General features: G+C 71.5%; 23 protein-coding genes. 19 read left to right on the forward strand and 4 right to left on the reverse strand.

What is annotated here, in order from left to right; genetic code table 11:
* Positions 1 to 104 precede the first annotated feature (104 nt).
* From pheS to AB0F70_RS09025, 4 genes are all read left to right on the forward strand, one after another.
* On the forward strand, positions 105 to 1,175 hold the full coding sequence (gene pheS / locus AB0F70_RS09010; RefSeq protein ID WP_357446405.1) for a phenylalanine--tRNA ligase subunit alpha: 1,071 nt from the start codon (positions 105 to 107) through the stop codon (positions 1,173 to 1,175).
* Position 1,176: 1 nt separating this feature from the next.
* Positions 1,177 to 3,747 carry a phenylalanine--tRNA ligase subunit beta gene (gene pheT / locus AB0F70_RS09015; protein ID WP_357446408.1) on the forward strand — a complete coding sequence of 857 codons (2,571 nt, stop codon included), beginning with the start codon at positions 1,177 to 1,179 and terminating at the stop codon, positions 3,745 to 3,747.
* Positions 3,740 to 4,612, forward strand: a complete 873-nt coding sequence (locus AB0F70_RS09020; RefSeq protein ID WP_357446410.1) for an SDR family oxidoreductase — start codon at positions 3,740 to 3,742, stop codon at positions 4,610 to 4,612. Before pheT ends, AB0F70_RS09020 begins: the two co-directional genes overlap by 8 nt.
* 141 nt (positions 4,613 to 4,753) lie before the next feature.
* Positions 4,754 to 6,610: a glycoside hydrolase family 15 protein gene (locus tag AB0F70_RS09025; RefSeq protein ID WP_357446413.1), complete on the forward strand. Its 1,857-nt coding sequence runs from the start codon at positions 4,754 to 4,756 to the stop codon at positions 6,608 to 6,610.
* A gap of 10 nt (positions 6,611 to 6,620) precedes the next feature.
* On the opposite strand, the gene AB0F70_RS09030 is transcribed toward AB0F70_RS09025, so the two are convergent.
* On the reverse strand, positions 6,621 to 7,400 hold the full coding sequence (locus AB0F70_RS09030) for an LLM class F420-dependent oxidoreductase (RefSeq protein WP_357446416.1): 780 nt from the start codon (positions 7,398 to 7,400) through the stop codon (positions 6,621 to 6,623).
* Between the two features lie 88 nt (positions 7,401 to 7,488).
* On the opposite strand from AB0F70_RS09030, the gene AB0F70_RS09035 reads away from it, so the two are divergent.
* Positions 7,489 to 7,914, forward strand: coding sequence for an SRPBCC family protein (locus AB0F70_RS09035; RefSeq protein WP_357446418.1), 426 nt, complete (start codon positions 7,489 to 7,491; stop codon positions 7,912 to 7,914).
* A gap of 64 nt (positions 7,915 to 7,978) precedes the next feature.
* On the opposite strand, the gene AB0F70_RS09040 is transcribed toward AB0F70_RS09035, so the two are convergent.
* From AB0F70_RS09040 to AB0F70_RS09050, 3 genes are all read right to left on the reverse strand, one after another.
* A complete protein-coding gene (locus AB0F70_RS09040) occupies positions 7,979 to 8,737 on the reverse strand; it encodes a methyltransferase domain-containing protein (RefSeq protein WP_357446421.1) in 759 nt (252 codons plus the stop codon).
* Between the two features lie 64 nt (positions 8,738 to 8,801).
* Positions 8,802 to 10,214 (reverse strand): family 43 glycosylhydrolase, encoded by a 1,413-nt coding sequence (locus AB0F70_RS09045; RefSeq protein WP_357446424.1) that lies wholly within the window; start codon positions 10,212 to 10,214, stop codon positions 8,802 to 8,804.
* Positions 10,215 to 10,476: 262 nt separating this feature from the next.
* Entirely contained in the window at positions 10,477 to 11,460 is a 984-nt protein-coding gene (locus tag AB0F70_RS09050) for a quinone oxidoreductase (RefSeq protein WP_357446427.1), read from the reverse strand.
* 80 nt (positions 11,461 to 11,540) lie between these two features.
* Here AB0F70_RS09050 and argC point away from each other — a divergent pair, with 80 nt between their 5' ends.
* The 14 genes from argC to AB0F70_RS09120 all read left to right on the forward strand — a co-directional run bounded on the left by argC (position 11,541) and on the right by AB0F70_RS09120 (position 26,074).
* Positions 11,541 to 12,623, forward strand: a complete 1,083-nt coding sequence (gene argC / locus AB0F70_RS09055; RefSeq protein ID WP_357446429.1) for an N-acetyl-gamma-glutamyl-phosphate reductase — start codon at positions 11,541 to 11,543, stop codon at positions 12,621 to 12,623.
* Positions 12,620 to 13,816: a bifunctional glutamate N-acetyltransferase/amino-acid acetyltransferase ArgJ gene (gene argJ, locus AB0F70_RS09060; RefSeq protein WP_357446432.1), complete on the forward strand. Its 1,197-nt coding sequence runs from the start codon at positions 12,620 to 12,622 to the stop codon at positions 13,814 to 13,816. The genes argC and argJ overlap by 4 nt, the downstream gene beginning before the upstream one ends.
* Positions 13,813 to 14,739 carry an acetylglutamate kinase gene (gene argB / locus AB0F70_RS09065; RefSeq protein ID WP_357446435.1) on the forward strand — a complete coding sequence of 309 codons (927 nt, stop codon included), beginning with the start codon at positions 13,813 to 13,815 and terminating at the stop codon, positions 14,737 to 14,739. The genes argJ and argB overlap by 4 nt, the downstream gene beginning before the upstream one ends.
* Positions 14,736 to 16,046, forward strand: coding sequence for an acetylornithine transaminase (locus AB0F70_RS09070; RefSeq protein WP_357446438.1), 1,311 nt, complete (start codon positions 14,736 to 14,738; stop codon positions 16,044 to 16,046). Before argB ends, AB0F70_RS09070 begins: the two co-directional genes overlap by 4 nt.
* The gene (gene argF / locus AB0F70_RS09075; protein WP_357446440.1) at positions 16,043 to 16,972 is read left to right on the forward strand and encodes an ornithine carbamoyltransferase; all 930 of its coding nucleotides are present in this window, start codon (positions 16,043 to 16,045) and stop codon (positions 16,970 to 16,972) included. Before AB0F70_RS09070 ends, argF begins: the two co-directional genes overlap by 4 nt.
* A complete protein-coding gene (locus AB0F70_RS09080; protein WP_357446443.1) occupies positions 16,972 to 17,481 on the forward strand; it encodes an arginine repressor in 510 nt (169 codons plus the stop codon). Before argF ends, AB0F70_RS09080 begins: the two co-directional genes overlap by 1 nt.
* Positions 17,482 to 17,532: 51 nt before the next feature.
* On the forward strand, positions 17,533 to 18,762 hold the full coding sequence (locus AB0F70_RS09085) for an argininosuccinate synthase (RefSeq protein ID WP_357446446.1): 1,230 nt from the start codon (positions 17,533 to 17,535) through the stop codon (positions 18,760 to 18,762).
* A complete protein-coding gene (argH, locus tag AB0F70_RS09090) occupies positions 18,759 to 20,285 on the forward strand; it encodes an argininosuccinate lyase (RefSeq protein ID WP_357446449.1) in 1,527 nt (508 codons plus the stop codon). Before AB0F70_RS09085 ends, argH begins: the two co-directional genes overlap by 4 nt.
* A gap of 25 nt (positions 20,286 to 20,310) precedes the next feature.
* Positions 20,311 to 20,865: an AAA family ATPase gene (locus AB0F70_RS09095; RefSeq protein WP_357446452.1), complete on the forward strand. Its 555-nt coding sequence runs from the start codon at positions 20,311 to 20,313 to the stop codon at positions 20,863 to 20,865.
* A gap of 66 nt (positions 20,866 to 20,931) precedes the next feature.
* Positions 20,932 to 22,860 (forward strand): protein kinase, encoded by a 1,929-nt coding sequence (locus AB0F70_RS09100; RefSeq protein WP_357446455.1) that lies wholly within the window; start codon positions 20,932 to 20,934, stop codon positions 22,858 to 22,860.
* Positions 22,861 to 22,960: 100 nt separating this feature from the next.
* Positions 22,961 to 23,323: a helix-turn-helix transcriptional regulator gene (locus tag AB0F70_RS09105; RefSeq protein ID WP_116674676.1), complete on the forward strand. Its 363-nt coding sequence runs from the start codon at positions 22,961 to 22,963 to the stop codon at positions 23,321 to 23,323.
* The gene (locus AB0F70_RS09110; RefSeq protein WP_357446458.1) at positions 23,323 to 24,669 is read left to right on the forward strand and encodes a permease prefix domain 1-containing protein; all 1,347 of its coding nucleotides are present in this window, start codon (positions 23,323 to 23,325) and stop codon (positions 24,667 to 24,669) included. Before AB0F70_RS09105 ends, AB0F70_RS09110 begins: the two co-directional genes overlap by 1 nt.
* Before the next feature lie 22 nt (positions 24,670 to 24,691).
* Entirely contained in the window at positions 24,692 to 25,396 is a 705-nt protein-coding gene (locus AB0F70_RS09115; protein WP_357446461.1) for a DNA-3-methyladenine glycosylase, read from the forward strand.
* Positions 25,397 to 25,471: 75 nt separating this feature from the next.
* The gene (locus tag AB0F70_RS09120; protein ID WP_357446464.1) at positions 25,472 to 26,074 is read left to right on the forward strand and encodes a hypothetical protein; all 603 of its coding nucleotides are present in this window, start codon (positions 25,472 to 25,474) and stop codon (positions 26,072 to 26,074) included.
* The last annotated feature ends 88 nt before the right edge of the window (positions 26,075 to 26,162 follow it).

Raw genomic sequence — 26,162 nt, forward strand, 5'->3', positions numbered from 1 at the left:
GGACAACGCGTCCTGAGCCCTGGCGGGCACCTAGACTTCATTTGCCGGCAGAGGGCCCCTGGCAGGGGACCGAACCGGCTCCCGAATCCGCCAGGAAGGCAAGCATGTCCACGCCCGATGAGAAGGCACCCATCGATCCGCTCGACGAGGCGGCGCTCGACGCCGCGGTCAAGGCCGCACTCGACGACATCGCCAAGGCCGGCGATCTCGACGCGCTGAAGGCCGTCCGCACCCAGCACACCGGGGACCGCAGCTCCCTGGCCCTCGCCAACCGGGGCATCGGCGCGCTGCCCGGCCCGGACAAGGCCAAGGCCGGCAAGCTCGTTGGCCCGCGACGCGGGCAGATCAACCAGGCGATAGCGGCCCGTCAGACCGAGCTGGAGGATGAGCGCGACGCACGCGTGCTGGCGGAGGAGTCGGTGGACGTCACCCTCCCGGTCCGGCGCACGACGGCGGGCGCCCGCCACCCCATCGAGCTGGTCCAGGAGCGCATCGCCGACTTCTTCGTCGGTCTCGGCTGGGAGATCGCCGACGGCCCCGAGGTCGAGGCCGAGTGGTTCAACTTCGACGCGCTGAACTTCGGCCCGGACCATCCCGCCCGCCAGATGCAGGACACGTTCTACGTGGCCGGCGACGGTCAGGACGTTGAGTCGAACCTGGTGCTGCGTACGCACACGTCCCCGGTCCAGGCGCGGTCTCTGCTCGAGCGTGGCGTGCCGCTGTACATCGCGTGCCCCGGCCGCACCTTCCGTACGGACGCGCTGGACCAGACCCACACACCGGTGTTCCACCAGGTCGAGGGGCTGGCTGTCGACAAGGGCCTGACCATGGCGAACCTCGTCGGCACGCTGGACGCGTTCGCGAGGGCGATGTTCGGGCCGGAGGCCAGGACGCGACTGCGCCCGGCGTTCTTCCCCTTCACGGAGCCGTCCGCCGAGATGGACCTGTGGTTCCCGCAGAAGAAGGGCGGAGCCGGCTGGATCGAGTGGGGCGGCTGCGGCATGGTCAACCCCAACGTGCTGCGCGCCGCGGGCGTCGACCCGGAGGAGTACACGGGCTTCGCGTTCGGCATGGGCATCGAGCGCACGCTCATGCTGCGCCACTCGATCGCGGACATGCACGACATAGTGGAGGGCGACGTGCGCTTCTCCACCCAGTTCGGGACGGAGATCTGAAGTGCCCCTCATCGTGAAGGACTGGCTCGCTGACCACGTAGAGGTGCCTGCGGACCTCACCGCCGAGCAGCTCGCGGCCGACCTCGTCAAGATCGGCCTGGAAGAAGAGGCGATCCACGGGGCGGCCGTGACCGGCCCCCTCGTGGTCGGCTGGGTGCTCGAGATGACGCCCGAGCCGCAGAAGAACGGCAAGACGATCAACTGGTGCCGTGTCGACGTCGGACCCGAGCACAACGACGCCGACGGCGCGCGCGGCATCGTCTGCGGCGCGCACAACTTCGCGCCCGGCGACCTCGTGGCCGTGGCCCTGCCCGGCACCGTGCTGCCCGGACCGTTCGCCATCGCCGCCCGGAAGACCTACGGGCACGTGTCCGACGGCATGATCTGCTCGGTCAACGAGCTCGGTATCGGGGACGACCACGACGGCATCCTGGTGCTGACCCGGAACGGGTTCGCCGAGGCGGACCTCACGCCTGGCCAGGACGCCGTGGCGCTCCTCGGCCTGGGCGAGGAGATCCTCGAGATCAACGTGACCCCCGACCGCGGGTACGCGTTCAGCTACCGCGGTGTGGCACGCGAGTACGCCCACTCGACGGGGGCCAAGTTCACCGACCACGGTCTGGCCACGGGTGCCGAGCCCGCCGCGACCCCTGACGGGTTCGAGATCCAGGTGCGCGATGACGCGCCGATCAACGGCGTGGTCGGCTGCGACCGGTTCGTGACGCGCATAGTGCGCGGCATCGACCCGGCCGCGCCGACGCCCGCGTGGATGAAGCACCGCCTCGAGGGCTCCGGCATGCGGTCCATCTCCCTGGCGGTCGACATCACGAACTACGTGATGCTCGACCTCGGGCAGCCGCTGCACGCCTACGACCTCGCCAAGGTCTCGGCCCCCATAGTGGTCCGCCGGGCCACCACCGGCGAGCGCCTCACCACGCTGGACGACGCCGACCGCGCGCTCGACAGCGAGGACCTCCTGATCACGGACTCGCCCACGGGAGCAGGCAGCCGCGTGCTCGGGCTCGCCGGCGTCATGGGCGGAGCGTCGTCCGAGGTCAGCGACACCACGACGGACGTGCTCGTCGAGTCGGCCCACTTCGACCAGATCACCGTCGCGCGCACCGCACGCAGGCACAAGCTCTCGAGCGAGGCCGCCAAGCGGTTCGAGCGTGGCGTCGACCCGCTGCTGCCCGCGGTCGCGGCGCAGCGCGTCGTGGACCTTCTGGTCGAGCTGGGTGGCGGCACCGCCGACGCCGCGGTGAGCGACCTCGACAACACCGCGGAGACCGTACGGGTGCCGATCGCGCTCAAGGTCACCGAGCCCACCAGGCTCTCGGGTGTCGAGTACACCCCCGAGCAGGTGCGCAGCACCCTGGAGGAGATCGGCGCGACGGTCGAGGCGTCCTCGGTGGTCGAGCCCGTGCAGGTCCTCCTCGTCACCCCGCCGTCCTGGCGCCCTGACCTGACCGGTCCGGCCGACCTGGTCGAGGAGGTCGTGCGCATCCAGGGCTACGACCAGGTGCCTTCTGTGCTCCCGTCCGCGCCCGGTGGCCGGGGCCTCACCACCGAGCAGCGCACGCGTCGCTCGGTGGCACGGGCACTGGCCGAGGCCGGCTTCGTCGAGACGCTCAGCTACCCGTTCGTCGGCGTCCCCGAGTACGACGCGCTCGGCCTTCCCGCCGACGACCCGCGCCGCGTCTCCCTCCGGCTCGTCAACCCGATGGCCGACGACAAGCCGCTGCTGCGGTCGAACCTGCTGGTCACGCTGCTCGACACCGTTCGGCGCAACGTCTCGCGCGGGCTGACCGACCTCGCGGTCTACGAGATCGGCCTCGTCACCCGCCCGACGCCGGGCGCCCCCGCGGCGCCCACGCTGCCCGGCGGGGTGCGGCCCACCGAGGAGCAGCTCGCGGCGCTCGCCGCGGCGGTCCCCGACCAGCCGCGTCGTGTCGCCGGCGTGCTGACCGGTAAGCGCGAGCTGGCCGGCTGGTGGGGCGCGGGGCGCACGGCAGGCTGGGAGGACGCCCTCGCGGCGGCTCGCCTGGTGGCCGAGCGTGCCGGGGCCGAGGTGGTAGTCGTTCCGGACTCCGGGCAGATGCCGTGGCACCCTGGACGCTGCGGACGCCTCGAGCTCACCGACGGAACGGTCGTCGGCCACGCCGGCGAGCTGCACCCCAAGGTCGTCGAGGCGCTGGGGCTGCCTGCCCGGGCCGCGGCGTTCGAGGTGGACCTGAGCGTCCTGGTGGGCGCTGCCTCGGGCGAGCCCGTGGCGGCCGCCCCCGTGTCGGCGTTCCCCGCCGCCAAGGAGGACTTCGCCTTCGTGGTCGACGACGGCGTGCCGGCCGAGGCAGTTCGGTCGGCCATCGTGGCCGGTGCGGGTGAGCTCCTGGAGGACGTGGCCCTGTTCGACGTCTTCACCGGGGAGCAGGTGGGCGAGGGCAAGAAGTCGCTCGCCTACTCGCTCCGTCTGCGGGCCGCTGACCGGACGCTGTCCGCGAAGGAGGTCCGCGCGGTGCGCGACGCTGTCGTGGAGTCGGCGGCGGACAAGGTAGGGGCGGCTCTGCGTGGCTGACCCGCAGCAAGTGGTCGGCACCGGTGCGACCCCGCCGTCGCGCACCGCACTCGTCACGGGTGCGTCGCGCGGGATCGGCCGGGAGATCGCGCTGGGCCTCGCGCGAGCAGGGCTGGACGTCGCCCTGCTCGCGCGGGACGCGGCGCGCCTGGCGGCAGTGGCCGCGGAGATCCGGGCGGAGGGCGTGACGGCGGTAGAACTGACCGCCGACGTGTCGGACCCGGCGGCGGTGCGCGCCGCCGTCGGGCAGGCCGAGGACTCACTCGGGTCGATCGACCTGCTGGTCAACAACGCGGGCGCCATCGAGTCCGAGCACCCGCTGTGGGAGGCCGACCCCGAGGAGTGGTGGTCGGTCTTCGAGACCAACGTGCGCGCGCCGTTCCTGTTCATGCGCTACGCCCTGCCGGGCATGATCGCGCGCGGTGGCGGACGGGTCATCGACCTGGCCTCGGGCGCGAGCTCGCACGAGATGGGCGGCGGCTACTCGGCGTACAACGCGAGCAAGACGGCGCTGACGCGGATGGGCGCCAACCTCCACGGCGACGGCTTCCCGCGCGGCATCCGCGTCTTCGAGCTCGCGCCGGGCGTGGTGCGCACTGACATGTCCACGGGGATGACCCTGCACGAGGGACGCACCCAATGGACCCCGGTCGAGCGGGTGACCGATGTCGTGAACGCGATAGCAGCCGGCGAGCTCGATGCCTGTTCGGGCTGGTTCCTGCGCGTCTCGCACGACACCCCCGAGTCGCTCAAGGCGCTGGCCGCCGACGTCGCGCGGCAGGGCGGCGAGGCGACCGCCCGCCGGCTGCGGGTCCTGCCCGCGGGCAGCGACGACCCGCTGGCGGACGCCCTCACGAAGCGCTGACGGGCCGACACGGGACGTTCATCCGGCGGTACTGGTGTGAGGGGACTACGGCACCGCGTGCCCTGCACGTCTGACATGCGGGAGCCCGCCGCGCCGGTATGTCTCCTGGTCGAGACGGGGCGGTGAACCTATTCTGTGGCGATGACGCGCCGCATCGAGGACTACGGGATGGTCGGAGATCTCCAGACGGCGGCGCTGGTCGGCCGGGACGGTGCGGTCGACTGGATGTGCCTGCCTCGTTTCGACTCCCCGGCCTGCTTCGCCGCCCTGCTGGGGGACGAGCGCAACGGGTCGTGGAAGCTCGGCCCCGAGGGGGGCGGCGAGTGCACCAGACGCCGCTACCGCGACGGCACGCTGATCCTGGAGACGGAGTGGGACCTGCCCGAGGGGCGGGTCCGCGTGATCGACCTGATGCCGCCGCGCAGCGAACAGGCCGACCTCGTGCGCATCGTCGAGGGGATCAGCGGACACGTCTCCATGACCACCGAGCTTCGGCTCCGGTTCGACTACGGGAACGTCGTGCCCTGGGTCACCCGGGACGGCGGCGCGCTGCTGGCCGTGGCGGGTCCGGACGCTGTCCGTCTCGACATCGACGCGGCGGTCGAGATGACTCCCGGCGGCGTGGCCGACGACTTCGTCCACCGCGCCCGGTTCACCGTGGGACCGGGCGACCGGGTGCCGTTCGTCCTGACGTACCACGCCTCCCACCTGGCCGCCAAGAGCCCTGTCGTGGCGGACGAGGCGCTCCGGGACACCGAGGAGTTCTGGCAGTCGTGGATCGCGCGGTCCACGTACACCGGCCCCTGGGCCGACGCCGTGCACCGGTCTCTCGTCACGCTGAAGGCGCTGACCTACGCACCGACCGGGGCCATCGTCGCGGCCGCCACGACGTCGCTGCCCGAGGAGATCGGCGGCACCCGCAACTGGGACTACCGCTACTGCTGGTTGCGCGACGCCGCGTTCACGCTGCAGGCGCTGATCGGCACCGGGTTCATCGACGAGGCGCGCGACTGGCGGGGGTGGCTGCTGCGCGCGGTCGCCGGCGACCCCGCGGACCTGCAGATCATGTACGGGCTCGACGGGCGCCGTCGCCTCCCGGAGTACACGATCGACTGGCTGCCCGGGTTCGAGGGCTCGAGCCCGGTGCGGATCGGCAACGGCGCCGCGGGCCAGCTCCAGATCGACGTGTGGGGCGAGACGCTCGACGCCCTGCACCTGGCACGTGAGGCGGGGCTGGAGAACGACCACGAGGCATGGCGCCTGCAGAAGTCGCTCCTCGAGCACCTCGCGCAGCACTGGGACGATCTCGACAACGGGCTCTGGGAGGTGCGCGGCCCGCGCCGTGCCTTCGTGCACTCCCGCGTCATGGCATGGGCGGGCTTCGACCGGGCGGTGCGCGCCGTCGAGGAGGGTGGGCTCGACGGGCCCGTGAAGCGGTGGCGCGCCATCCGTGACCAGATCCACGCCGACGTGTGCGCGCACGGGTTCGACGCGAGCCGGAACACGTTCACGCAGTTCTACGGGTCGGACGGGCTGGACGCCGCCCTGCTGCTGATCGGGCAGGTCGGGTTCCTGCCCTGGGACGACCCGCGGGTGGTCGGCACGGTGGACGCCGTACAGCGGGAACTGAGCCAGGACGGGCTCCTGCTCCGCTACCACACGCATGCCGACGACCGGGTGGACGGCCTCCCCGGCAGCGAGTCGACGTTCCTGGTGTGCAACTTCTGGCTGGTCGACGCGCTGCACGGCATCGGCCGGCGGGAAGAGGCCGTCGCCCTGTTCGAGCGCCTGCTCACCCTGCGCAACGACGTCGGGCTCCTGAGCGAGGAGTACGACGTGCGCACCGGGCGCCACCTCGGCAACACACCGCAGGCCTTCAGCCACCTCGGGCTGGTCAACAGCGCGCTGCGCCTCGGCCGCGGGGCGACGCCCCGCGACATCGAGTCGGGCGTGACGGCTCAGGTGGCCGTCACGCCCGCGGCGGAAAAGATCGCCTGAGCCGGCAGGCTCAGCGGCGCTCGTCGCGCCAGTCGACCCAGGCCTGCACGGTGCTCAGGTCGTAGTCCGGACCGCTCTCGCCGATGGTCAGCAGGGTCGCGCCGGCCGCCACGAGGACGTCGCCGGTCTCCTCCGGCGCGCCGCTGACGCCCACCGACCGCTCCACCAGCTTGCCGGTGTCGCGGCCGACGGCGGCGCCGTGCTCGTCGAGGATCGCGGACTTGGTCTTCAGGACGTCGACGTCGCCGAAGGTGTGCCAGATGTCGGCGTGCTCGGCGACGATGCGCAGCGTCTTCTTGACCCCGCCACCCCCGATCATGATCGGGATCTCGCGCTGGGGCGCCGGGTTCCCGGCGGCGAGGCGGGCCTTGATCCGCGGCATGGCTTCGGCAAGGCTCGCGATCCGCGAGCCGGCGGTACCGAACTCGTAGCCGAACTGGTCGTAGTCCTTCTCGAACCAGCCGGCACCGAGGCCCAGGATCAGCCGCCCGCCGGAGATGTGGTCGACGGTGCGTGCCATGTCGGCCAGCAGGTCGGGGTTGCGGTAGCCGATCCCCGTGACGAGTGCGCCGATCTCCACGCGCTCGGTCTGCTCGGCCCAGGCGCCGAGCATGGTCCAGGCCTCGAAGTGCTTTCCGTCCGGGTCGCCCGAGAGCGGATAGAAGTGATCCCAGTTGAAAATAACGTCCACACCCATGTCCTCGGCGCGGAGCACCGCGTCGCGGATGGCGGAGTAGTCGGCGTGCTGCGGCTGGAGCTGCAGCGCAATGCGGATGGCGCGATCAGTCATATCCGCAGCCTACGACGATGTAGACGGCGTCGCGGTGTGACCATGGGTGTGCCGCCGGTCGGCGACCACCGGAACGACAGGAGCACGCATGCCGAACTACAGCACGTCCGCAGAGATCGACGCCTCGCCGGAGGCCGTATGGGCAGTCCTGTCCGACGTCGAGCACATGCCCGACTGGACGTCGTCCATGACCTCGGTGTCGATCATCGACGGCCCGAACCCGCCTGACGTCGGCACGCAGGTGCGGATCGAGCAGCCGAAGATGCCGCTGGCGGTCTGGCTGATCGACGAGTGGGACGCGCCGCGGCACTTCGCGTGGATCAGCGAGGCACCGGGCGTCACCACGCAGGCGGAGCACCTGGTCGAGCCCCTGCCCGACGGCCGGTCCCGGGTGACCCTGGCGATCACGCAGACCGGCGGCCTGGCCTGGCTGCTCGGCAGGCTCACCATGGGCCGCACCCGCCAGTACGTCGACACCGAGCTCGCCGGCCTGCGGGCCAGGCTGGGCTCGTAACGCCAGGACTCCCTGCTCCGTCCGCCGCCTCGAGGGCCCGGCTCAGGGCGGGCTCAGCGCTGGCTCATGCCCGGGTCGCCACCGCGAACACCCTGCGGAACGCGAGCGCCGTGCCGTAGGCGCGCTCCGGATAGGCCTCGCGCAGTGCCGCTCCGAACTCCTCCTCGAACCGGGTGCGCAGTGCCGGGTCCTTGGCCTCCAGCGCCTGGAGCGTTGGCTGGGCGCCGGTCGCCGAGATCCAGCGGAGCACGGGGTCCGGTCCGTGCAGCACGTGCGTGTAGGTGGTCTCCCACGCGTCGACGGTCCACCCGGGCCTGGCCAGGCGGTCCAGGTACTCGGCGGGTTCGGCGGTGGCCCGCCGTTCGACCGGTCCGACGACGTCGGCGTACGGCTCCCGGCCGGCGACCTCCCGCAGGAGGAGGTGGCTGGGCGCGTCGTGGTTTCCCGGGACCTGGAACGCGAACGTCTGCGCGGCCCGGTCGGCGAGCGCCGTCAGCAGGTCGCGGTGCCCCGGTACCCACTGGAGCGCGGCGTTGCTGATGACGAGGTCGGCGGTGTGGTCGTCGGTGCTGAGGTCGGCCAGCACGTACTCGGTGTCGGGATCGGCGGCGCGCGCCCGCTCGACCATGGCGGGGGAGGCGTCGACGCCGGTCACCTGGGCCTCGGGCCAGCGGGCGCGGAGCACCGCCGTGAGGTGGCCGGGCCCGCACCCGAGGTCGACGACGGTGGAGGGCGTCCCGGGCACCCGGGCGACCAGCTCGGTGAACGGCCGGGACCGCTCGTCCGTGTACTGCAGGTAGGCGCCGGGGTTCCAGTCGGCCATGATTACTCCTCGTCGTCGAGTATCTTGACGTCAAGATACATCATGTCCGCACGAGGATCCGGACCTACGCGATCTCGATGTAGTCCAGCTCCGCGAATGCGGTCCCCTTACCCAGCCGGATGGTGTTCCAGCCCGCCTGGAGGGTGACGTCCTTCGTGGCCTGTCGCCAGCTGTCCCAGCCGGTCACGGGATAGCTGATGGACCCGGCGGCTGCCCCGTTCACCGTCACCGTGTGCGTCGCCGTCCCGGCCGAGCCGTTGGCGTAGCCGACGTGCAGCGAGTAGCTGCCGGTGGTGGGTACGTAGATGGATCCGACGTCGACGGAGCTGTCGGCGTGGTCGATGTACGCGACGACCTTGCCGTCGGACGCGCCCGCGGCGTTCGTGCGGACCGAGCAGCTGCGCAGCGTGCCGCGCTCGGCCTCGTACCGGACCCGGCTGCCCCGCACCACGGGGTTCCCGTTGGCCCAGCCGAGGTCGGCGACGTACATACCGCGGCCGCCTCCGTCGCGGTGACCGTGGAAGATGAGCTTGTCGCCCCCGCCGTCACGCAGTACATCGGCGCCGCCTGGGCCGCCGACCGCGCCGTCGAGCGAGGCGGTGGTCATCAGGAACCGGGCCGCCTTGGTGTACGGCCCGGTGATCGAGCTCGAGACCGCGTAGTTCGTGCCGTACTGGTTGGTCGTGTACGGGCCCGCCGAGTAGAACAGCACGTACTGGCCGCCCACCTTGGTGATCACGGGAGCCTCGATGATGCCCGCCTCGTCGGCCCGGTCGTTGCGCAGCACCTGGGCGGCGCCGCCCTCGAAGGTGATGCCGTCCGCAGCCGTGCGCTGGACATGGATCCAGGTGGTGGCACCGATGGCGTTGCCGTCGTTCTTCCAGACCAGGTACCGCGCGCCGTTCGTGTCGACGAAGCTGGACGCGTCGATGGCGCCGCCCGCACCCAGCGGACAGACGAGCGGCTGGGTGCCGACGGGGGCGAACGGGCCACCGGGGGAGTCGGACAGGGCGGCACCGATGCACTGCCGGCCGGACGCCGCGTGCCAGGCCGTGTAGTAGAGCAGGTAGCGGCCGTCGGCACGGCGGGAGACGTCGGGCGCCCAGGTGCGTCCCTCCTTCGCCCACGCCCCGAGGTTCGGCAGGGCGTCCGTGGACCGGTACGTCCAGGGCCCGTCCGGGTCGGGCGCGGTCGCCCAGGGCAGGTTCTTGCCCTCGTTGGTCGCGTACGCGTAGTAGGCGTCGCCGAACTTCGACACGTCGGGGTCGGGGAAGTCGCGGTCGAGCGCGAGGCTCGGGCGCACGGTCGCCTGGACGGAGACGTCGTCGCCCGGGGCGGCGACGCCGCCTGACCGGGCAGGAGTGTTGATGCCGTCCGCGGGCGCTGCCGCGGCGGAGCTGGTCGTGAGCAGCCCGAAGGCCAGGGCGGCGACGGCGGTGCCGGCGACAAGAACACGGGAGAAGCGGGGAAGTACCACGTTGAACCTCCGGGCGAGAGAAAACTCGACCGGTGAATTGTCGCGACTGGGCCATTCGCTGTAAAGGCCTCGGGTGCGATGATCTCGCTCACCGGAAGATTCGCTCCAACGTTAGACCCGGTGACGAGACACGTGAGCGCTGAGATCGGTCGCTTGCATCAGCCGTTGCGTGACTTCGGTCCGTTGCTCTGAGATCGGTCAATCAACCGACCGATCTCAGAGCAACGGACCGAAGTCACGGAGTCCGCGGAGAGAGCCAGGCTCAGGGGACGAGCAGCACCTTGCCCGTGGTGGCCCGGCCCTCCAGCGCCTCGTGGGCCGCCCCGGCGTCGGCCAGCGAGAGGGTGGAGCCGACGTGGACCTTCAGGTCGCCCGACGCGGCGGCCTCGAACACCTCGGACGTGCGCCACTCGAGCTCGTCGCGGGTGAGCGTGTGGTGCGCGATCGTCGGCCGCGTGAGGAACAGGGAGCCGGCCTTGTTGAGCCGCTGCGGGTCGAACGGGGGCACCTGGCCCGACGCGCCGCCGAACAGTACGAGCATCCCGCGCGGACGCAGGGAGGCGAGCGATGCCTCGAAGGTGGACCGGCCGACGCCGTCGTACACGACGTGCACGCCCCGGCCGTCGGTGAGCTCGCGCACGAGGGCGGGCAGCTCGGCCGTGAGGTCGTCCGGTGCGCCGTAGTCGATGGTGTGCGCGGCGCCGGCCGAGGCGGACAGCGCGGCCTTCTCCGGGGTCGAGACGGTGGTCACGACCCGTCCGCCGTGCAGGACGGCGAGCTGCGTGGCCAGCAGGCCGACGCCGCCGGCTCCCGCGTGCAGCAGGATGTCGTGCCCCTGCCGCACCTCGAACGTGGACCGCACGAGGTAGTGCGCGGTGATGCCCTGCAGCGGGAGCGCCGCTGCCGTGGTGAGGTCCAGCCCGTCGGGTACCGGTACGGCGCCCGCGGCGTCGACCGCCACCAGCTCCGCGTAGGAGCCGGGCGCGTCGTGCCAGGCCACGCGGTCGCCGACCGCGAAACCCGTGACGTCGTCGCCGAGCGCCTCCACGGTGCCGGCACCCTCGACGCCGACCACGTGCGGGTACTGCATGGGGTAGACGCCGGAGCGACGATAGGTGTCGATGAAGTTCACGCCGGCTGCGGCGACCCGGACCAGGAGCTGACCCGGACCCGGTGTCGGGTCGGGGAGCTCGGTGTACTGCAGGACCTCGGGACCGCCCGCTTCACGGGCTACGACTGCGTGCATGCGGCGAGCCTATGTCGCAGGGTGGTCGGGGGTCGCCTCCGCGGTTTCGCCGTCCTGCATAATTATGTATAGTACGGAATATGTCCAGCAGCCAGCTCATCCGAGTCGCCGTCGCCGGCGCGTCCGGTTACGCGGGAGGGGAGGCCCTGCGCCTCCTCGCGGCCCACCCCTTCGTCGAGATCGGCACGCTCACCGCCCACTCGAACGCCGGGTCGAGCCTCGGCGAGGTCCAGCCGCACCTGCGCAGCCTCGCGCACCGCATCCTGGAACCGACCACGCCGGACACGCTGGGCGGGCACGACGTGGTGCTGCTCGGCCTGCCGCACGGCGCGTCGGGGAAGGTCGCTGCAGATCTGCCGGACGACGTCCTGGTCATCGACCTCGGCGCCGACCACCGGCTCGAGTCGGCGAGCGACTGGGAGCAGTTCTACGGCTCCGCCCACGCGGGGACCTGGCCCTACGGCCTGCCCGAGCTGATCCATGCAGAGGCGCCAGGTGCCGACGTCGCCACCGCCGCCCGGCAGCGCGACAAGCTGGCCGGCGCACGCCGCATCGCGGTGCCCGGCTGCAACGTCACGGCGGTCACGCTCGGCCTGCAGCCGGGTGTCGCGGCCGGCGTCATCGAGCCGACGGACATCGTCGCCGTGCTGGCCAACGGCTACTCGGGCGCGGGCAAGGCGCTCAAGCCGCACCTCCTGGCGAGCGAGGCGCTCGGCTCCGCCCAGCCCTACGCCGTGGGCGGCACGCACCGGCACATCCCGGAGATCCAGCAGAACCTGCGGGCCGCCGGCGCGCCCGAGGTGACCATCAGCTTCACGCCCACCCTCGTGCCGATGGCGCGGGGCATCCTCGCGACCGCGACGGCCCCGCTGGCCAAGGGCGTCGACCCGGAGCAGGTCCGCGCCGCGTGGGAGGCCGCGTACGCCGACGAGCCGTTCGTGCACCTGCTCCCGGAGGGCCAGTGGCCCAGCACCGCGATGACGCTGGGCGCCAACACGGCGTGCGTGCAGGTGGCGGTCGACGCGGCCGCCCGCCGGGTCGTCACGATCACCGCCATCGACAACCTGGTCAAGGGGACCGCCGGCGCCGCCATCCAGTCCATGAACCTCGCCCTCGGCCTGCGGGAGACCGCCGGCCTCATCACCGAAGGAGTCGCGCCATGACCGACACCACAGCGGGGGTCACCGCAGCGCAGGGGTTCCGGGCCGCCGGCGTCACCGCCGGCCTCAAGGCGTCCGGCACACCGGACCTGGCGCTCGTCGTCAACGACGGCCCCGAGTTCGCCGCCGCCGCGGTGTTCACGAGCAACCGCGTGGTCGGCGCGCCGGTCATGTGGTCGCGCCAGGCGGTCAAGGACGGCGTCGCGCGTGCGGTCGTGCTCAACTCCGGCGGCGCCAACGTGTGCACGGGTCCCGGTGGTTTCCAGGACGCGCACGCCACCGCCGAGAAGGTCGCGGACGAGCTCGGCATCGGTGCTATCGACGTGCTCGTGGCCTCCACCGGCCTGATCGGCGTGCGCCTGGCCGCGGACAAGCTGCTGGCGGGCGTCCCGGTCGCGGCGAACGCCCTCGCGGCCGACGCCGCAGCGGGGCAGGCCGCCGCCACCGCCATCATGACCACCGACACCGTGTCCAAGACGGCGGTCCGCACCGTCGACCTGCCGTCCGGCACCTTCACCGTCGGCGGCATGGCCAAGGGTGCGGGCATGCTCGCCCCGGCGCTGGCGACCATGCTGTGCGTGATCACCACGGACGCCGTCGTCCCGGCGCAGGACGCCGATGCGGCGCTGCGCACCGCGACCCGGGTCACCTTCGACCGCGTCGACTCCGACGGCGCCATGTCCACCTCGGACACGGTGGTCCTGATGGCCTCGGGCGCCTCCGGCGTGACGCCGGACCTCGACGTGCTCACCGAGACGGTCACGGCCATCTGCGCCGACCTGGCCCGCCAGCTCGTGGCCGACGCCGAGGGCGCCTCCCACGACATCGCCATCACCGTCACGAACGCCACCACCGAGGACGCCGCGCTCGCCGTCGCGCGCGCCGTGAGCCGGTCCAACCTGGTCAAGGCCGCCGTCTTCGGCAACGACCCCAACTGGGGCCGCATCCTGTCGCAGGTCGGCACTGTGCCAGAGGAGGTCGCGCCGTTCGACCCCGCCGAGCTCGACGTGAGCGTCAACGGCGTCCTGGTCTGCAAGGCGGGCGGCGCGTACGAGCCGCCGGAGAAGGTCGACATGGCCGCGTCGCGCGACGTCACGTTCACCATCGACCTGCACGCCGGCGACGCCGAGATCACGCTCTGGACCAACGACCTCACGCACGACTACGTCCACGAGAACAGCGCGTACAGCTCATGAGCAGCGACATCGTCAACGGGCTGCGGCCCGACCAGAAGGCAGAGGTGCTGATCGAGGCCCTGCCCTGGCTCCAGGAGTTCTCCGGCGCCCTCGTCGTCGTCAAGTACGGCGGCAACGCGATGCTGGACGCCGAGCTCAAGGCCGCGTTCGCGCAGGACATGGTGTTCCTGCGGCAGGTAGGGCTGCGGCCCGTCGTCGTGCACGGCGGGGGACCGCAGATCAACGCGATGCTCGACCGGCTCGGCATCGCCTCGGAGTTCAAGGGCGGCCTGCGCGTCACCACGCCGGAGGCGATGGAGGTGGTGCGCATGGTCCTGACCGGCCAGGTCAGCCGCGAGCTGGTCGGCCTGATCAACGCGCACGGCCCCGTCGCCGTCGGCCTCTCGGGGGAGGACGGCGGCCTGCTCGGCGCCGAACGCCGCCACGCCGTCGTGAACGGCGAGCCCGTCGACGTCGGCCTCGTGGGCGACGTCGTCCAGGTGGACCCGCGCGCCGTCGAGGACCTGCTGCAGGCCGGTCGTATCCCCGTCGTGTCCACGATCGCGCCCGACAAGGACGACCCCACCCAGGTGCTGAACGTCAACGCGGACACAGCGGCGTCGGCGCTCGCGGTGGCGCTGGGTGCCAAGAAGCTCATCGTCCTGACGGACGTCGAGGGCCTGTACACGAGCTGGCCGGACAAGGGCTCGCTCGTGGAGCGGATCACCGCGCCGGAGCTGGCCGAGCTGCTACCCAGCCTGGAGTCCGGGATGGTGCCGAAGATGGAGGCGTGCCTGCGCGCGGTCGAGGGCGGAGTGGCCGCCGCGACGGTCATCGACGGCCGCCAGCCGCACAGCGTGCTGCTGGAGGTCTTCACCACGCGAGGCAACGGGACGATGGTCGTTCCCGCCCCGTCCGCCCAGAAGGAAGGTGCCACATCATGAGCACGCTGATCCCCACCGAGGACGGCTCGACCCTGTCCGCGAACGGCTCCGTCGCGGCCTGGACCGAGCGGTACACGGGCGCGGTGATGGACACCTTCGGCCCGCCGCAGCGCGTCCTGGTGCGCGGCGAGGGCGCCTACGTGTGGGACGCGGACGGTAAGCGGTACCTCGACCTGCTCGGCGGCATCGCCGTCAACACGCTCGGCCACGCGCACCCGACCCTCACGGCGGCGATCAGCGCCCAGCTCGGCACGCTCGGCCACGTCTCCAACTTCTTCGGGACGCCCGCCCAGATCGCGCTGGCCGAGACGCTGCTGCGGATCGCCGAGGCCCCTGAGGGCTCGCGCGTGTTCCTGACGAACTCCGGCACCGAGGCGGTCGAAGCGGCGTTCAAGATGACGCGCCGGGTCGCGTCGTCGTCCGGCGTGGGTACCCGCACGCGGGTGCTCGCGCTGGAGGGCGGCTTCCACGGCCGTTCGATGGGCGCCCTCGCGCTCACCGCGAAGGCCGCCTACCGGGAACCGTTCGAGCCGCTCCCCGGCGGCGTCGAGCACCTGCCGTTCGGTGATCTGACGGCGCTGGAAGCAGCGTTCTCGCCCCAGGCGATCGCCGAGCGCGGCGAGGTCGCGGCACTGGTGGTCGAGCCCGTACAGGGCGAGGCCGGAGTGCGCCCGCTGCCGCCGGGATACCTCGTGGCCGCCCGCCGGCTCACCACCACGCACGGCGCACTGCTCGTGCTGGACGAGGTCCAGACCGGCATGGGCCGGTGCGGTACCTGGTTCGCTTACCAGCAGCCGGAGATCGGCGGTGGCATAGTGCCCGACGTCGTCACGGTCGCCAAGGGCCTCGGCGGCGGCTTCCCCGTGGGCGCGGTGATCGCGTACGGCGCCGCCGCACGGCTGGTGGGCCGCGGCCAGCACGGCAGCACCTTCGGCGGTAACCCCGTCGCCGCGGCCGCCGCGCTCGCGACGATCGGCGTGATCGAGCGCGACGGCCTGCTCACCAACGTGCGGGAGATCGGGGCGCAGCTGCGCCAGAAGATCGAGACGAACGGCAGCCCGCTCGTCAAGGAGGTCCGCGGGCGCGGGCTCCTGCTCGCCGTGGTGCTGAACGAGCCGGTAGCGCCGCAGGTGGCCGACTCGGCGCTGGAGGCGGGGTTCATCGTGAACGCCGTGGCACCCGACGCGATCCGGCTCGCCCCGCCCCTGATCCTGACCGCGGAGCAGGCCGCAGAGGCCGCCCGCTTCTTCGCGACGCTGGTCGAGCCCGTCGAGACCCCTTCCGAGTCCAAGGAGCCCTCCGCATGACCCGCCACTTCCTGCGCGACGACGACCTCACGCCCGCCGAGCAGAAGGCGGTCCTTGAGCTCGGCCTCACCCTGCGCGCGGACCGGTTCGCCCGGCGCCCCCTCGAGGGCCCGCGTGCGGTCGCCTTCATCACGGACAAGCCGACGCTGCGCACCCAGGTGTCGTTCGCGGCGGGTATCGCGGAACTGGGCGGGTTCCCGCTCGTCGTCGATGGCAACCTGGCCAAGATCGGCGTCCGCGAGTCCATCGCCGACACCACCCGCGTGCTCGACCGGCAGGTCTCCGCGATCGCATGGCGCACGTTCGGCCAGGACCGCATCGAGGAGATGGCAGCGGTCTCGCGCGTGCCGGTCATCAACGCGCTGACCGACGACTTCCACCCGTGCCAGATCCTCGCGGACCTCCTCACGGTGGCGCAGCACCGTGGGCTCGACGCGCTGCCCGGCACCACGTTCGCCTACGTGGGCGACGCCGCGAACAACATGGGCAACTCCTACCTGCTGGGCTGCGTCACGGCGGGCATGCACGTGCGGATCGCGGGCCCGGAGGGCTATCTGCCCGACGCCGCGGTCGTCGCCCGCGCGCACGAGATCGCCGGCGAGACCGGGGGCTCGGTGACCGTGACCACGTCCGCCAAGGAGGCCGTTGCGGGGGCGGACGTCGTGGCCACCGACACCTGGGTCTCGATGGGTGACGAGGCAGAGGCCGAGGAGCGCGCCAAGCCGTTCTGGGACTACCAGCTCAACGCGGACCTGCTCGCGGGCGCCGCCGAGGGCGCGCTCGTGCTGCACTGCCTGCCCGCCTACCGCGGCAAGGAGATCACCGCCTCCGTGATCGACGGCCCGCAGTCAGTCGTCTGGGACGAGGCGGAGAACCGGCTGCACGCGCAGAAGGCGCTGCTGACCTGGCTGCTGGGGCAGGGCTGATGGTCATCAAGCAGACGGCGACCACCGCGACGACGAAGGCGGCCCGGCACGCCCGGATCACCGAGATCGTGACGCGTAACGCCATCCACTCGCAGGCGGAGCTGGCCGAGGCGCTCGCGGCGGACGGCGTCAGCGTCACGCAGGGCACGCTCTCGCGCGACCTGATCGAGCTGCAGGCCGAGAAGGTGCGCGGCTCGGACGGCACCCTCGTCTACGCGGTCCCGGGTGAGGGCGGGGACCGCAGCACGCAGTCGGACGCGAGCGAGGAGTACCTGTCGGCGCGGCTGACCCGGCTCGCCAAGGAGCTGCTGGTCTCCGCGGAGTCGTCCGGCAACCTCGTGGTCCTCCGAACCCCGCCGGGGGCAGCGAACCTGCTGGCCTCGGCGATCGACCACTCGGTGTTCCCGGGGATGCTCGGCACCATCGCCGGCGACGACACGATCCTCGTCATAGCGCGGGACGCCGACGGCGCCGCGCTCGCGGGCCGCTTCCTCGCGCTGAGCACCTGAAAACACTTCACAATCGCACCTGACACCACCACCGGAAAGAGATCGTCAATCATGACTGAACGCGTCGTGCTCGCCTACTCGGGCGGCCTGGACACCTCCGTCGCCATCGGCTGGATCGCCGAGGCCACCGGCGCCGAGGTGGTCGCCGTTGCCGTCGACGTCGGCCAGGGTGGCGAGGACATGAACGTCATCCGCAAGCGCGCCCTGGACTGCGGCGCCGTCGAGGCGTACGTCGCCGACGCGCGCGACGAGTTCGCCAACGAGTACTGCATGCCCGCGCTGCGGGCCAACGGCCTGTACCTCGACCGCTACCCGCTGGTCTCGGCGATCTCCCGGCCGGTCATCGTGAAGCACATGGTGGCGGCGGCCCGGCAGTTCGGCGCCTCGACCGTCGCGCACGGCTGCACCGGCAAGGGCAACGACCAGGTCCGCTTCGAGGTGGCCACCACCTCGCTCGCGCCCGACCTGAAGTCGATAGCGCCCGTGCGGGACCTCGCGCTGACCCGCGAGAAGGCCATCGACTACGCGGAGAAGCACGACCTGCCGATCGCGACGACGAAGAAGAACCCCTTCTCGATCGACCAGAACGTCTGGGGCCGTGCGGTGGAGACGGGCTTCCTCGAGGACATCTGGAACGAGCCCACCAAGGACGTCTACTCCTACACGGACGACCCCACGTTCCCGCCGGTGGCGGACGAGGTAATCATCACGTTCGAGCAGGGTGTGCCCGTGGCGCTCGACGGCGTCGCCGTCACCCCGCTGCAGGCCATCCAGGAGATGAACCGTCGCGCCGGCGCCCAGGGCGTCGGCCGGATCGACATCGTCGAGGACCGCCTCGTGGGCATCAAGTCCCGCGAGATCTACGAGGCCCCTGGCGCTATCGCGCTCATCGCGGCACACCAGGAGCTGGAGAACGTCACCGTCGAGCGGGAGCAGGCCCGGTTCAAGCGCCAGGTGGAGCAGCGCTGGAGCGAGCTCGTGTACGACGGCATGTGGTTCTCCCCGCTGAAGAAGTCGCTCGACGTCTTCATCGACGACACCCAGAAGTACGTCTCCGGTGAGATCCGCATGGTCATGCACGGCGGGCGGGCCACCGTCACGGGACGCCGCTCGGAGCAGTCGCTGTACGACTTCAACCTCGCCACCTACGACGAGGGCGACGCGTTCGACCAGTCACAGGCCCGCGGGTTCATCGAGATCTACGGCCTCACCGCCAAGCTCGCCGCCGCACGCGACGAGAAGTTCGGCAACGGCGTGGACCTGGGGGTCGGGGCGCTGTGACGGAGCACGACGGCACACCTCAGGACGCCGCGGGGCAGGACGTCGCGGGTCACGACGCTGCAGGTCAGGGCGTCGCACGGCCGGCGCCGTCCCGTACCGTCGGTGCGCACTCCGGCGAGAAGGTAGCCCTCTGGGGCGGCCGGTTCGCCGGCGGGCCCGCCCCCGAGCTGGCGGCGCTCTCGCAGTCGACGCACTTCGACTGGCGGCTCGCGCCCTACGACATCGCCGGCTCCAAGGCGCACTCCCGCGTCCTGGCGGGCGCGGGCCTGCTGACCGAGCCGGAGCTCGCCCGGATGATCGACGCCCTCGACATGCTGGAGCAGGACGTCGCCTCCGGCGCCTTCCTCCCGGTGCTCGACGACGAGGACGTGCACACCGCCCTCGAACGTGGCCTGCTGGAGCGTGCCGGGGAGGAGCTGGGCGGCAAGCTGCGCGCCGGCCGGTCCCGCAACGACCAGATCGCGACGCTCGTGCGGCTCTACCTGCGCGACCAGGCGCGCACCATCGCCGCGCAGCTCCTTGACCTGATCGACGAGCTGATCACCCAGGCGGAGGCCGCTGGCGACGCCCCCATGCCGGGCCGCACCCACCTGCAGCACGCCCAGCCGGTCCTGCTGGCGCACCACCTGCTGGCGCACGCCTGGCCGATGCTGCGCGACGTCGACCGTTTCCTCGACTGGGACGTGCGCGCCTCGAAGTCGCCGTACGGCTCCGGTGCGCTCGCGGGCTCGTCCCTCGGGCTGGACCCGGCCGCCGTCGCCGCCGACCTGGGGCTGGAGGGCGGGCCGGTCGAGAACTCGATCGACGGCACGGCGTCGCGTGACGTCGCGGCGGAGTTCGCGTTCGTCGCCGCGATGATCGCCGTCGACCTGTCGCGGATCGCGGAGGAGGTCATCCTCTGGAACACCAAGGAGTTCGGGTTCGTCCGGCTGGACGACGCGTACTCCACGGGCTCGTCGATCATGCCGCAGAAGAAGAACCCGGACATCGCCGAGCTCGCGCGCGGCAAGGCCGGGCGCGTGATCGGCGACCTCACCGGTCTGCTCACCACCCTCAAGGGCCTGCCGCTCGCGTACAACCGCGACCTGCAGGAGGACAAGGAGCCGGTGTTCGACCAGGTGGCGACGCTCACCACTGTGCTGCCCGCGTTCAGCGGCATGGTGCGGACCATGGTCTTCGACACCGACCGGATGGCGGAGCTCGCCCCGCAGGGCTTCTCGCTCGCGACCGACATCGCCGAGTGGCTCGTCCGGCAGGGCGTCCCGTTCCGGGTGGCGCACGAGGTGGCCGGCTCCTGCGTGCAGGAGTGCGAGGGGCGCGGCATCGAGCTGTGGGACCTGTCCGACGAGGACCTGGCCAAGATCTCGGAGCACCTCACCCCGGAGGTGCGCGGCGTCCTCTCGGTAGAGGGCTCGCTCGCCTCGCGCGACGCCGTGGGCGGCACGGCCCCGGTCCGCGTCCGCGAACAGATCGAGGCGGCGAAGGAGCGTTCGACGGAGTACCGCTTCTGGGCCCAGCCATGACCCACCGCCGCTCGGTCGAGACCCGATGACGGTCCCACCCGCGGTCCTGGGCGGTCTCCTGGACCGGATCCGGTCCGCCGACGCGCGCCTCGTGTGCGTCGACGGGCCGGCCGGTTCCGGCAAGACGACGCTCGCCGCCCAGCTGGCCGACGCGTTCGAGGCCCCCGTGGTGCACATGGACGACCTCTACGAGGGCTGGGCCGGTGGCCCGGACGCCGGCGCCGCCAACCTGCGCCGGTGGGTCCTCGACCCGCTGGCGGCGGGTGAGCCCGTCCGCTACCGCCGCTACGACTGGGTGGAGGGCGACTGGGCCGAGTGGCACGACGTCCCGCCGTCCACCTATCTCGTGGTGGAGGGCTGCGGCGCGGCGGCGCGCCAGGTGGACGCGCTGGGCGCGTTCCGCATCTGGGTGGAGGCGGACGACGTCGAGCGGCTGCGTCGTGGCCTGGAGCGCGACGGCGACGACGCACGCGAGCACTGGCTGCGCTGGATGAAGGACGAGGCCGAGCACTTCACGCGCGAGGACACCCGCGCCCGCGCGGACATCCGCCTGGACGGATTGGGCAGGCTCACGCCGTAATCAGTTCCTGCGCTTTCTACGCTCGGAACGTCAAGCACGACCGGCCTGCTTGGGTACGTTTAGCCGGTGACATTCCTGGAACCACTGGACCCGGCCGCTGACCCTCGTGAGATCGGTCCCTATCGACTGCTCGGCCGTCTGGGACGTGGCGGAATGGGCGCCGTATACCTGGGCCGTTCCCGCGGCGGTCGCGAGGTCGCGCTCAAGGTGATCCGGGGAGAACTCGCGGCCGACCCGCACTTCAGGCAGCGCTTCGAGCGCGAGGTCGCCGCCGCGCGCCGGGTGGGCGGTTTCTACGCCGCCGAGGTGGTCGACGCCGACACCGATTCCGACCGGCCCTGGATGGCCACCAACTACATCCACGGACCCTCGCTCCAGGCCGCCGTCGACGCGCACGGCCCGCTGCCCGTCGAAGCCGTCCTGGCGATCGGCGCCGGGCTGGCCGAAGGGCTCCAGGCCATCCACTCCGCCGGGCTGGTGCATCGCGACCTGAAGCCCGCCAACATCATCATCGCGGCCGACGGCCCGCGCGTCATCGACTTCGGTATCACCCGTGCTCTCGACGTGACGTCGTTCACCAGTGCTGACGCCCTGATGGGGACGCCCGCGTACATGCCGCCGGAGCAGGCGCTCGGGCATCCTGTCGAGGCAGCCGGTGACGTGTTCGCGTTCGGTGGTGTCCTGACCTTCGCCGTCTCGGGCCACAACCCGTTCGGGTCCGGCCGGCTGGAGACGATGGTCTACCGGGTGGTGCACGGCGAACCGGACATGACCGGAGTCCCTGACGAGCTCAGGTCTATGGTGCTGGCCTGCCTCGCCAAGGATTCGGCGGCCAGGCCCCAGGTGCCGCAGGTGCTGGACTGGCTCGCCGACTCGGGCGACGCGGCCACGGTGATGGTCGGAGCGGCGTCGAACCGGCCGTGGCTCACCGACGGGATCGCCACGATGATCGCGGAGCGCAACGGGACACGCACGACCGGGTCGCTGCCGCTCGCGCGGCCTGCGCAGTCCACGACCGGGCAGGTCCCTGCCGCGGCTCCGGAGCCGGTTCCGGCACGGCCGGTGGCCCCGCTGCCGAGTGAACAGGCCGTGTCGTCACCGGCGTCGGACATCCCGATCGCCGTCCCGGAGACCCACTTCCGGGGTGCGGCGGACGCGACCGAGATGAGTCGGCCCGATGCGCAGGCGCCCGCGCCGGTGACAGAGCCGGGCTGGAGCCGCCGCAGATGGATCTGGTCCGCCGTGGCGCTCGCGGGCGTCCTGGTGCTCGCCGTCGGCGGATTCTTCCTGATGCGGTTGCTGCTTCCGGGGGGTGACGGCCCTCTGGTCACGGCGAGCGGTGGTGCGAGTCCCGGCGTCACCGACACGGACGCCAACGCGGACACGGAAGCCGACCCGTCCGACACCCCCGACAGCGCTCCTGCGAACGAGGGCCAGTTCACCGCGGCCGACTGCCCGGCCCCGGTGCAGGAGCCTCGGGCGACCTATTCGCTTCCCGAGGACGAGTCGGCCTCCGAGAACCGGAAGTGGCACGCCACGCTGAAGACCTGCGTTGGCGACATCGAGGTCGAGCTCGACGGGGTCTCCGCACCGGCCGCCGTCGCGGTCTTCGTGGAGCTCGCCCGAGGTGGCTACTACGACGGCACCGGATGCCACGAGCTCAAGACCGCCGACCCTTACCGTCTGAAGTGCGGAGACCCCTCCTTCAGCGGTGAGGGAAATCCGGGCTTCGTGTTCGGGCCGCCGGAGAACGTCCCGGCCGACGCCGTGTATCCGGCAGGCAGCCTGGTCATGGGATTCAACGGTGAGGGGTACTCGGACGCTCAGTTCTCCCTCGTGTACGCCGACTCGAACCTACCCAGTCCCCAGGGGCAGACCGTGTTCGGCAAGGTCACCTCGGGTATGGAGATCCTCGAAGCGGTAGCGGAGCAGGGGAGCAAGGGCAACGGACAACCGGAGCAGCCCGTGACGATCACGAGCATCGAGCTGCAGTAGCCCGATCGACAGAGCCGGACGCCCGACCGTCCATACCTAGATCCGCTAGGCCTAGATCTGCTAGGGTTCCAACCCTAGAAGACCTAGGCATAGGAGTGCTATGCACATCGACAAGGATCTGGTGGCCGCCTCGGCCACACCGCTCGTCCTCGGCATCCTGGCCGACGGCGAGTCGTACGGCTACGCGATAGTCAAGCGCGTCAACGAGCTCTCCGGCGGGCGCATGCAGTGGACCGACGGGATGCTGTACCCCTTGCTGCACCGGCTGGAGCGGCTCGGGTACGTGGAGGCGAGCTGGGGCACCTCGGAGGCAGGACGTCGCCGCAAGCACTACGCGATCACGCCGGCCGGCCGCGAGACGCTCGCCGACCGGCAGCAGCAGTGGTCAGTGGTGGCCGACGCCCTGAAGCAGGTGTGGCAGGACGTCCAGCGACCTCCCGTCGTCGTAGAAGGGTGGGCATGATGAGCACCAACCCCGAGCTCGAAGCACAGATCGACCAGTGGCGCGGCTACGTCCAGCGCCGTCGGGCCATCTCGGCGAGCGACGTCGAGGAGATGGAGGACCACCTGCGCGAGCAGGTGACCGACCTGACCGGCACCGGGCTCGACGACGACGAGGCCTTCCTGGTCTCCGTCAAGCGCATGGGCAACCTCGACGAGGTCTCCCGCGAGTTCGCCCGTGAGCACTCCGACCGGCTGTGGAAGCAGCTCGTGCTCGTCCCCGAACCCTCCGACGGCGGTGCGCGGTCCTGGCGCGAGCTCGGTGTCGTCCTCGCGCTCGCCCTCGGTGCGGGAGCCGCGGTCAAGCTGGGCGTCGAGCTGTTCGCCGACGAGATGGTGGTCGTGCGCAACATCGGGCTGCTGGTGCTCCCGTTCCTCGCGGGCTACTTCGCCTGGAAGCGCAAGCTCACCTGGCGGGTCGGCGCGGCGCTCCTGGTCCCGTTCGCCGTGCTCGCGGTGGTGCTGAACGTCTACCCGTTCGACCCGGACGGCTCGACCCTGTTCCTCGCGGCGAGCCACTCGCTAGTCGCCCTGTGGGCGCTGGTCTCCGTCGTGTACGCCGGCGGCAGATGGCGGTCCGACGCCCGCCGCATGGACTACGTCCGCTTCACCGGCGAGCTCGCCATCTACTTCGTCCTGATCGCGCTCGGCGGGGGAGTGCTCATCGGGCTCACCCTCGGCACCCTCGGCCTGGTCGGCGTCGACTTCGAGCCAGTCCTCGAGTCCTGGATCCTGCCGTTCTGCGTGCCCGGTGCGCTCATCGTCGCGGCCTGGCTCGTCGAGGCCAAGCAGAACGTCGTCGAGAACATCGCACCCGTGCTGACCCGCGTCTTCACGCCGCTCACCATCGTGATGCTGCTCGTGTTCCTCGGCGTCTTCGCGACCACCGGCGGCCTGCTCCACGTCGACCGCGAGCTGCTCATCCTCATGGACGCCGTGCTCGTGCTGGTCCTGTGCCTGCTGCTCTACTCGATCTCCGCCCGCGACTCGCTCGCGCCGCCCGGCCTGTTCGACGTCCTCCAGCTCGTGCTGGTGGTCGCGGCGCTCGCGGTCGACGCGGTGACCCTCAGCGCGATGCTGACCCGCATCGCCGAGTTCGGGTTCAGCGCCAACAAGGTGGCGGCCCTTGGCCTCAACCTGGTGCTGCTGGTGCACCTGGCGTGGTCGGCCTGGCTGACCGTCGGGTTCCTCCGGGGCGCACGGCCGTTCGCCCCGATCGAGCGCTGGCAGACGCGGTACCTCCCGGCGTACGCCGTGTGGGCGCTGATCGTGGTCGTGATCTTCCCGCCCGTCTTCGCGTTCGCCTAGCGGGTCCGTGCATGATCGGGGCATGAAGTCTCCCGACGTCCTCCTCAGCAGCGTCCCGGGCAGGGACTGGTACCTGCGACCAGTTCTCGACGTCGCCCGGGACCTGCTGGGGGCCACACTCACGACGCGCACGCCCGACGGCGTCGTCTCCCTCCGCCTCACCGAGGTGGAGGCGTACGACGGCGCCACCGACCCCGGCTCGCACGCCTATCGCGGCCCCACCCGGCGGAACGCGACGATGTTCGGCCAGCCGGGTCGGCTGTACGTGTACCGCCATCTCGGCCTGCACCACTGCGTGAACGTGGTGTGCGGGCCGGAGGGCGAGGCGTCGGCGGTGCTGGTCCGGGCAGGAGAGGTGGTCGACGGCGTGGACCTGGCCCGCTCCCGCCGCCTCGCCTCTGGCGTCGCCCGGACCGACCGTGACCTCGCGCGCGGCCCGGCGCGGCTGGCGGTCGCCCTGGGCCTCGACCTGTCCGCCGACGGCGCCGACGTCACCGATCCCGAGGGCGACGTGGTGCTCGCTCGCCCGCTGGTCGAGCCCACCCCGTCCGCCGAGCCCGCTCCACTGGTCGAACCTGTCGAGGCGACCGCCATCCGCACCGGCCCACGCGTAGGCGTGAGCGGCGACGGCGGCCGCGCCGACCTGCATCCCTGGCGTCTCTGGCTGGACGGCGAGGAGACGGTCTCCGCCTACCGCGCTGCTCAGCCCCGCCGACGATCAAGGTAGAGCTAAGAACGTACTTGCGTATATGCAACGCCTGCTGGGCGCGCATGATGGCTGGTGCTGGGCGATGATCCTCCGGTGGATCAGGAACCTAGGGCCGACGACTTTGCCCTGCACGCGTGGGTGGACGAGTCGATGCGTGCAGCCCGAGACGGGCGAGAAGGGCTGTACTTGCTGGCCGCGGTCGTCGCCGACCCGTCGGCCTGTGACGCGATGCGGGAGACGCTCAGGGCGCTGCTTCTTCGTGGAGCACAGCGGCTTCACTGGCGTGACGAGACGGTGGACCGGCGACTGAAGATTGCATCGGCGATCGGCGCCCAGGACGTGGCCCTCGTCGTCGTCGTCGGGGCGCCGATCGATCACCGGCGTCAGGAAAGGGCGAGGGCGATCTGTATGGAGCGGCTGCTCTATGAGCTGGACCAGGTTGGCGTGCGTCAGGTGTTCCTTGAGAGCCGTCACGATGCGCTGAACACGCGCGATATCCGGCTCGTCGACGCACTGCGCATCCGAGGCTCGATCTCCAGAACGATCGTGGTGAACTTCGCCCTGCCAAAGCTCGAACCGATGTTGTGGGCCCCGGATGCTGTCGCCGGAGCGGTGAGCAGCGCCCGGTTCGGTCACGACGCCGATGTCGCGGATGAGCTGGGCGTGGTCAACGTCATCGACGTTCGGCTTGCGTAGACAGCGCGAAGGCCGGGCTCCCGTCGTCCGGCGGGGGGTCCCGGCCTCACTTCCACTCCCCTGAGCCAGGGGCGGCGCCTCAAGAGTA

This window comes from Promicromonospora sp. NPDC023805 (assembly GCF_040639635.1).
Classification (GTDB): domain Bacteria; phylum Actinomycetota; class Actinomycetes; order Actinomycetales; family Cellulomonadaceae; genus Promicromonospora.

Coding starts and splice junctions, on each gene's coding strand:
- AB0F70_RS09110 (WP_357446458.1), top strand. CDS start 23,323: ATGAGCACCAACCCCGAGCTCGAAGCACAGATCGACCAGTGGCGCGGC.
- AB0F70_RS09035 (WP_357446418.1), top strand. CDS start 7,489: ATGCCGAACTACAGCACGTCCGCAGAGATCGACGCCTCGCCGGAGGCC.
- AB0F70_RS09080 (WP_357446443.1), top strand. CDS start 16,972: ATGGTCATCAAGCAGACGGCGACCACCGCGACGACGAAGGCGGCCCGG.
- AB0F70_RS09030 (WP_357446416.1), bottom strand. CDS start 7,400: ATGACTGATCGCGCCATCCGCATTGCGCTGCAGCTCCAGCCGCAGCAC.
- AB0F70_RS09095 (WP_357446452.1), top strand. CDS start 20,311: ATGACGGTCCCACCCGCGGTCCTGGGCGGTCTCCTGGACCGGATCCGG.
- argB (WP_357446435.1), top strand. CDS start 13,813: ATGAGCAGCGACATCGTCAACGGGCTGCGGCCCGACCAGAAGGCAGAG.
- AB0F70_RS09040 (WP_357446421.1), bottom strand. CDS start 8,737: ATGGCCGACTGGAACCCCGGCGCCTACCTGCAGTACACGGACGAGCGG.
- AB0F70_RS09105 (WP_116674676.1), top strand. CDS start 22,961: ATGCACATCGACAAGGATCTGGTGGCCGCCTCGGCCACACCGCTCGTC.
- AB0F70_RS09050 (WP_357446427.1), bottom strand. CDS start 11,460: ATGCACGCAGTCGTAGCCCGTGAAGCGGGCGGTCCCGAGGTCCTGCAG.
- AB0F70_RS09085 (WP_357446446.1), top strand. CDS start 17,533: ATGACTGAACGCGTCGTGCTCGCCTACTCGGGCGGCCTGGACACCTCC.
- AB0F70_RS09070 (WP_357446438.1), top strand. CDS start 14,736: ATGAGCACGCTGATCCCCACCGAGGACGGCTCGACCCTGTCCGCGAAC.
- AB0F70_RS09115 (WP_357446461.1), top strand. CDS start 24,692: ATGAAGTCTCCCGACGTCCTCCTCAGCAGCGTCCCGGGCAGGGACTGG.
- argC (WP_357446429.1), top strand. CDS start 11,541: ATGTCCAGCAGCCAGCTCATCCGAGTCGCCGTCGCCGGCGCGTCCGGT.
- pheS (WP_357446405.1), top strand. CDS start 105: ATGTCCACGCCCGATGAGAAGGCACCCATCGATCCGCTCGACGAGGCG.
- argJ (WP_357446432.1), top strand. CDS start 12,620: ATGACCGACACCACAGCGGGGGTCACCGCAGCGCAGGGGTTCCGGGCC.
- argF (WP_357446440.1), top strand. CDS start 16,043: ATGACCCGCCACTTCCTGCGCGACGACGACCTCACGCCCGCCGAGCAG.
- AB0F70_RS09025 (WP_357446413.1), top strand. CDS start 4,754: ATGACGCGCCGCATCGAGGACTACGGGATGGTCGGAGATCTCCAGACG.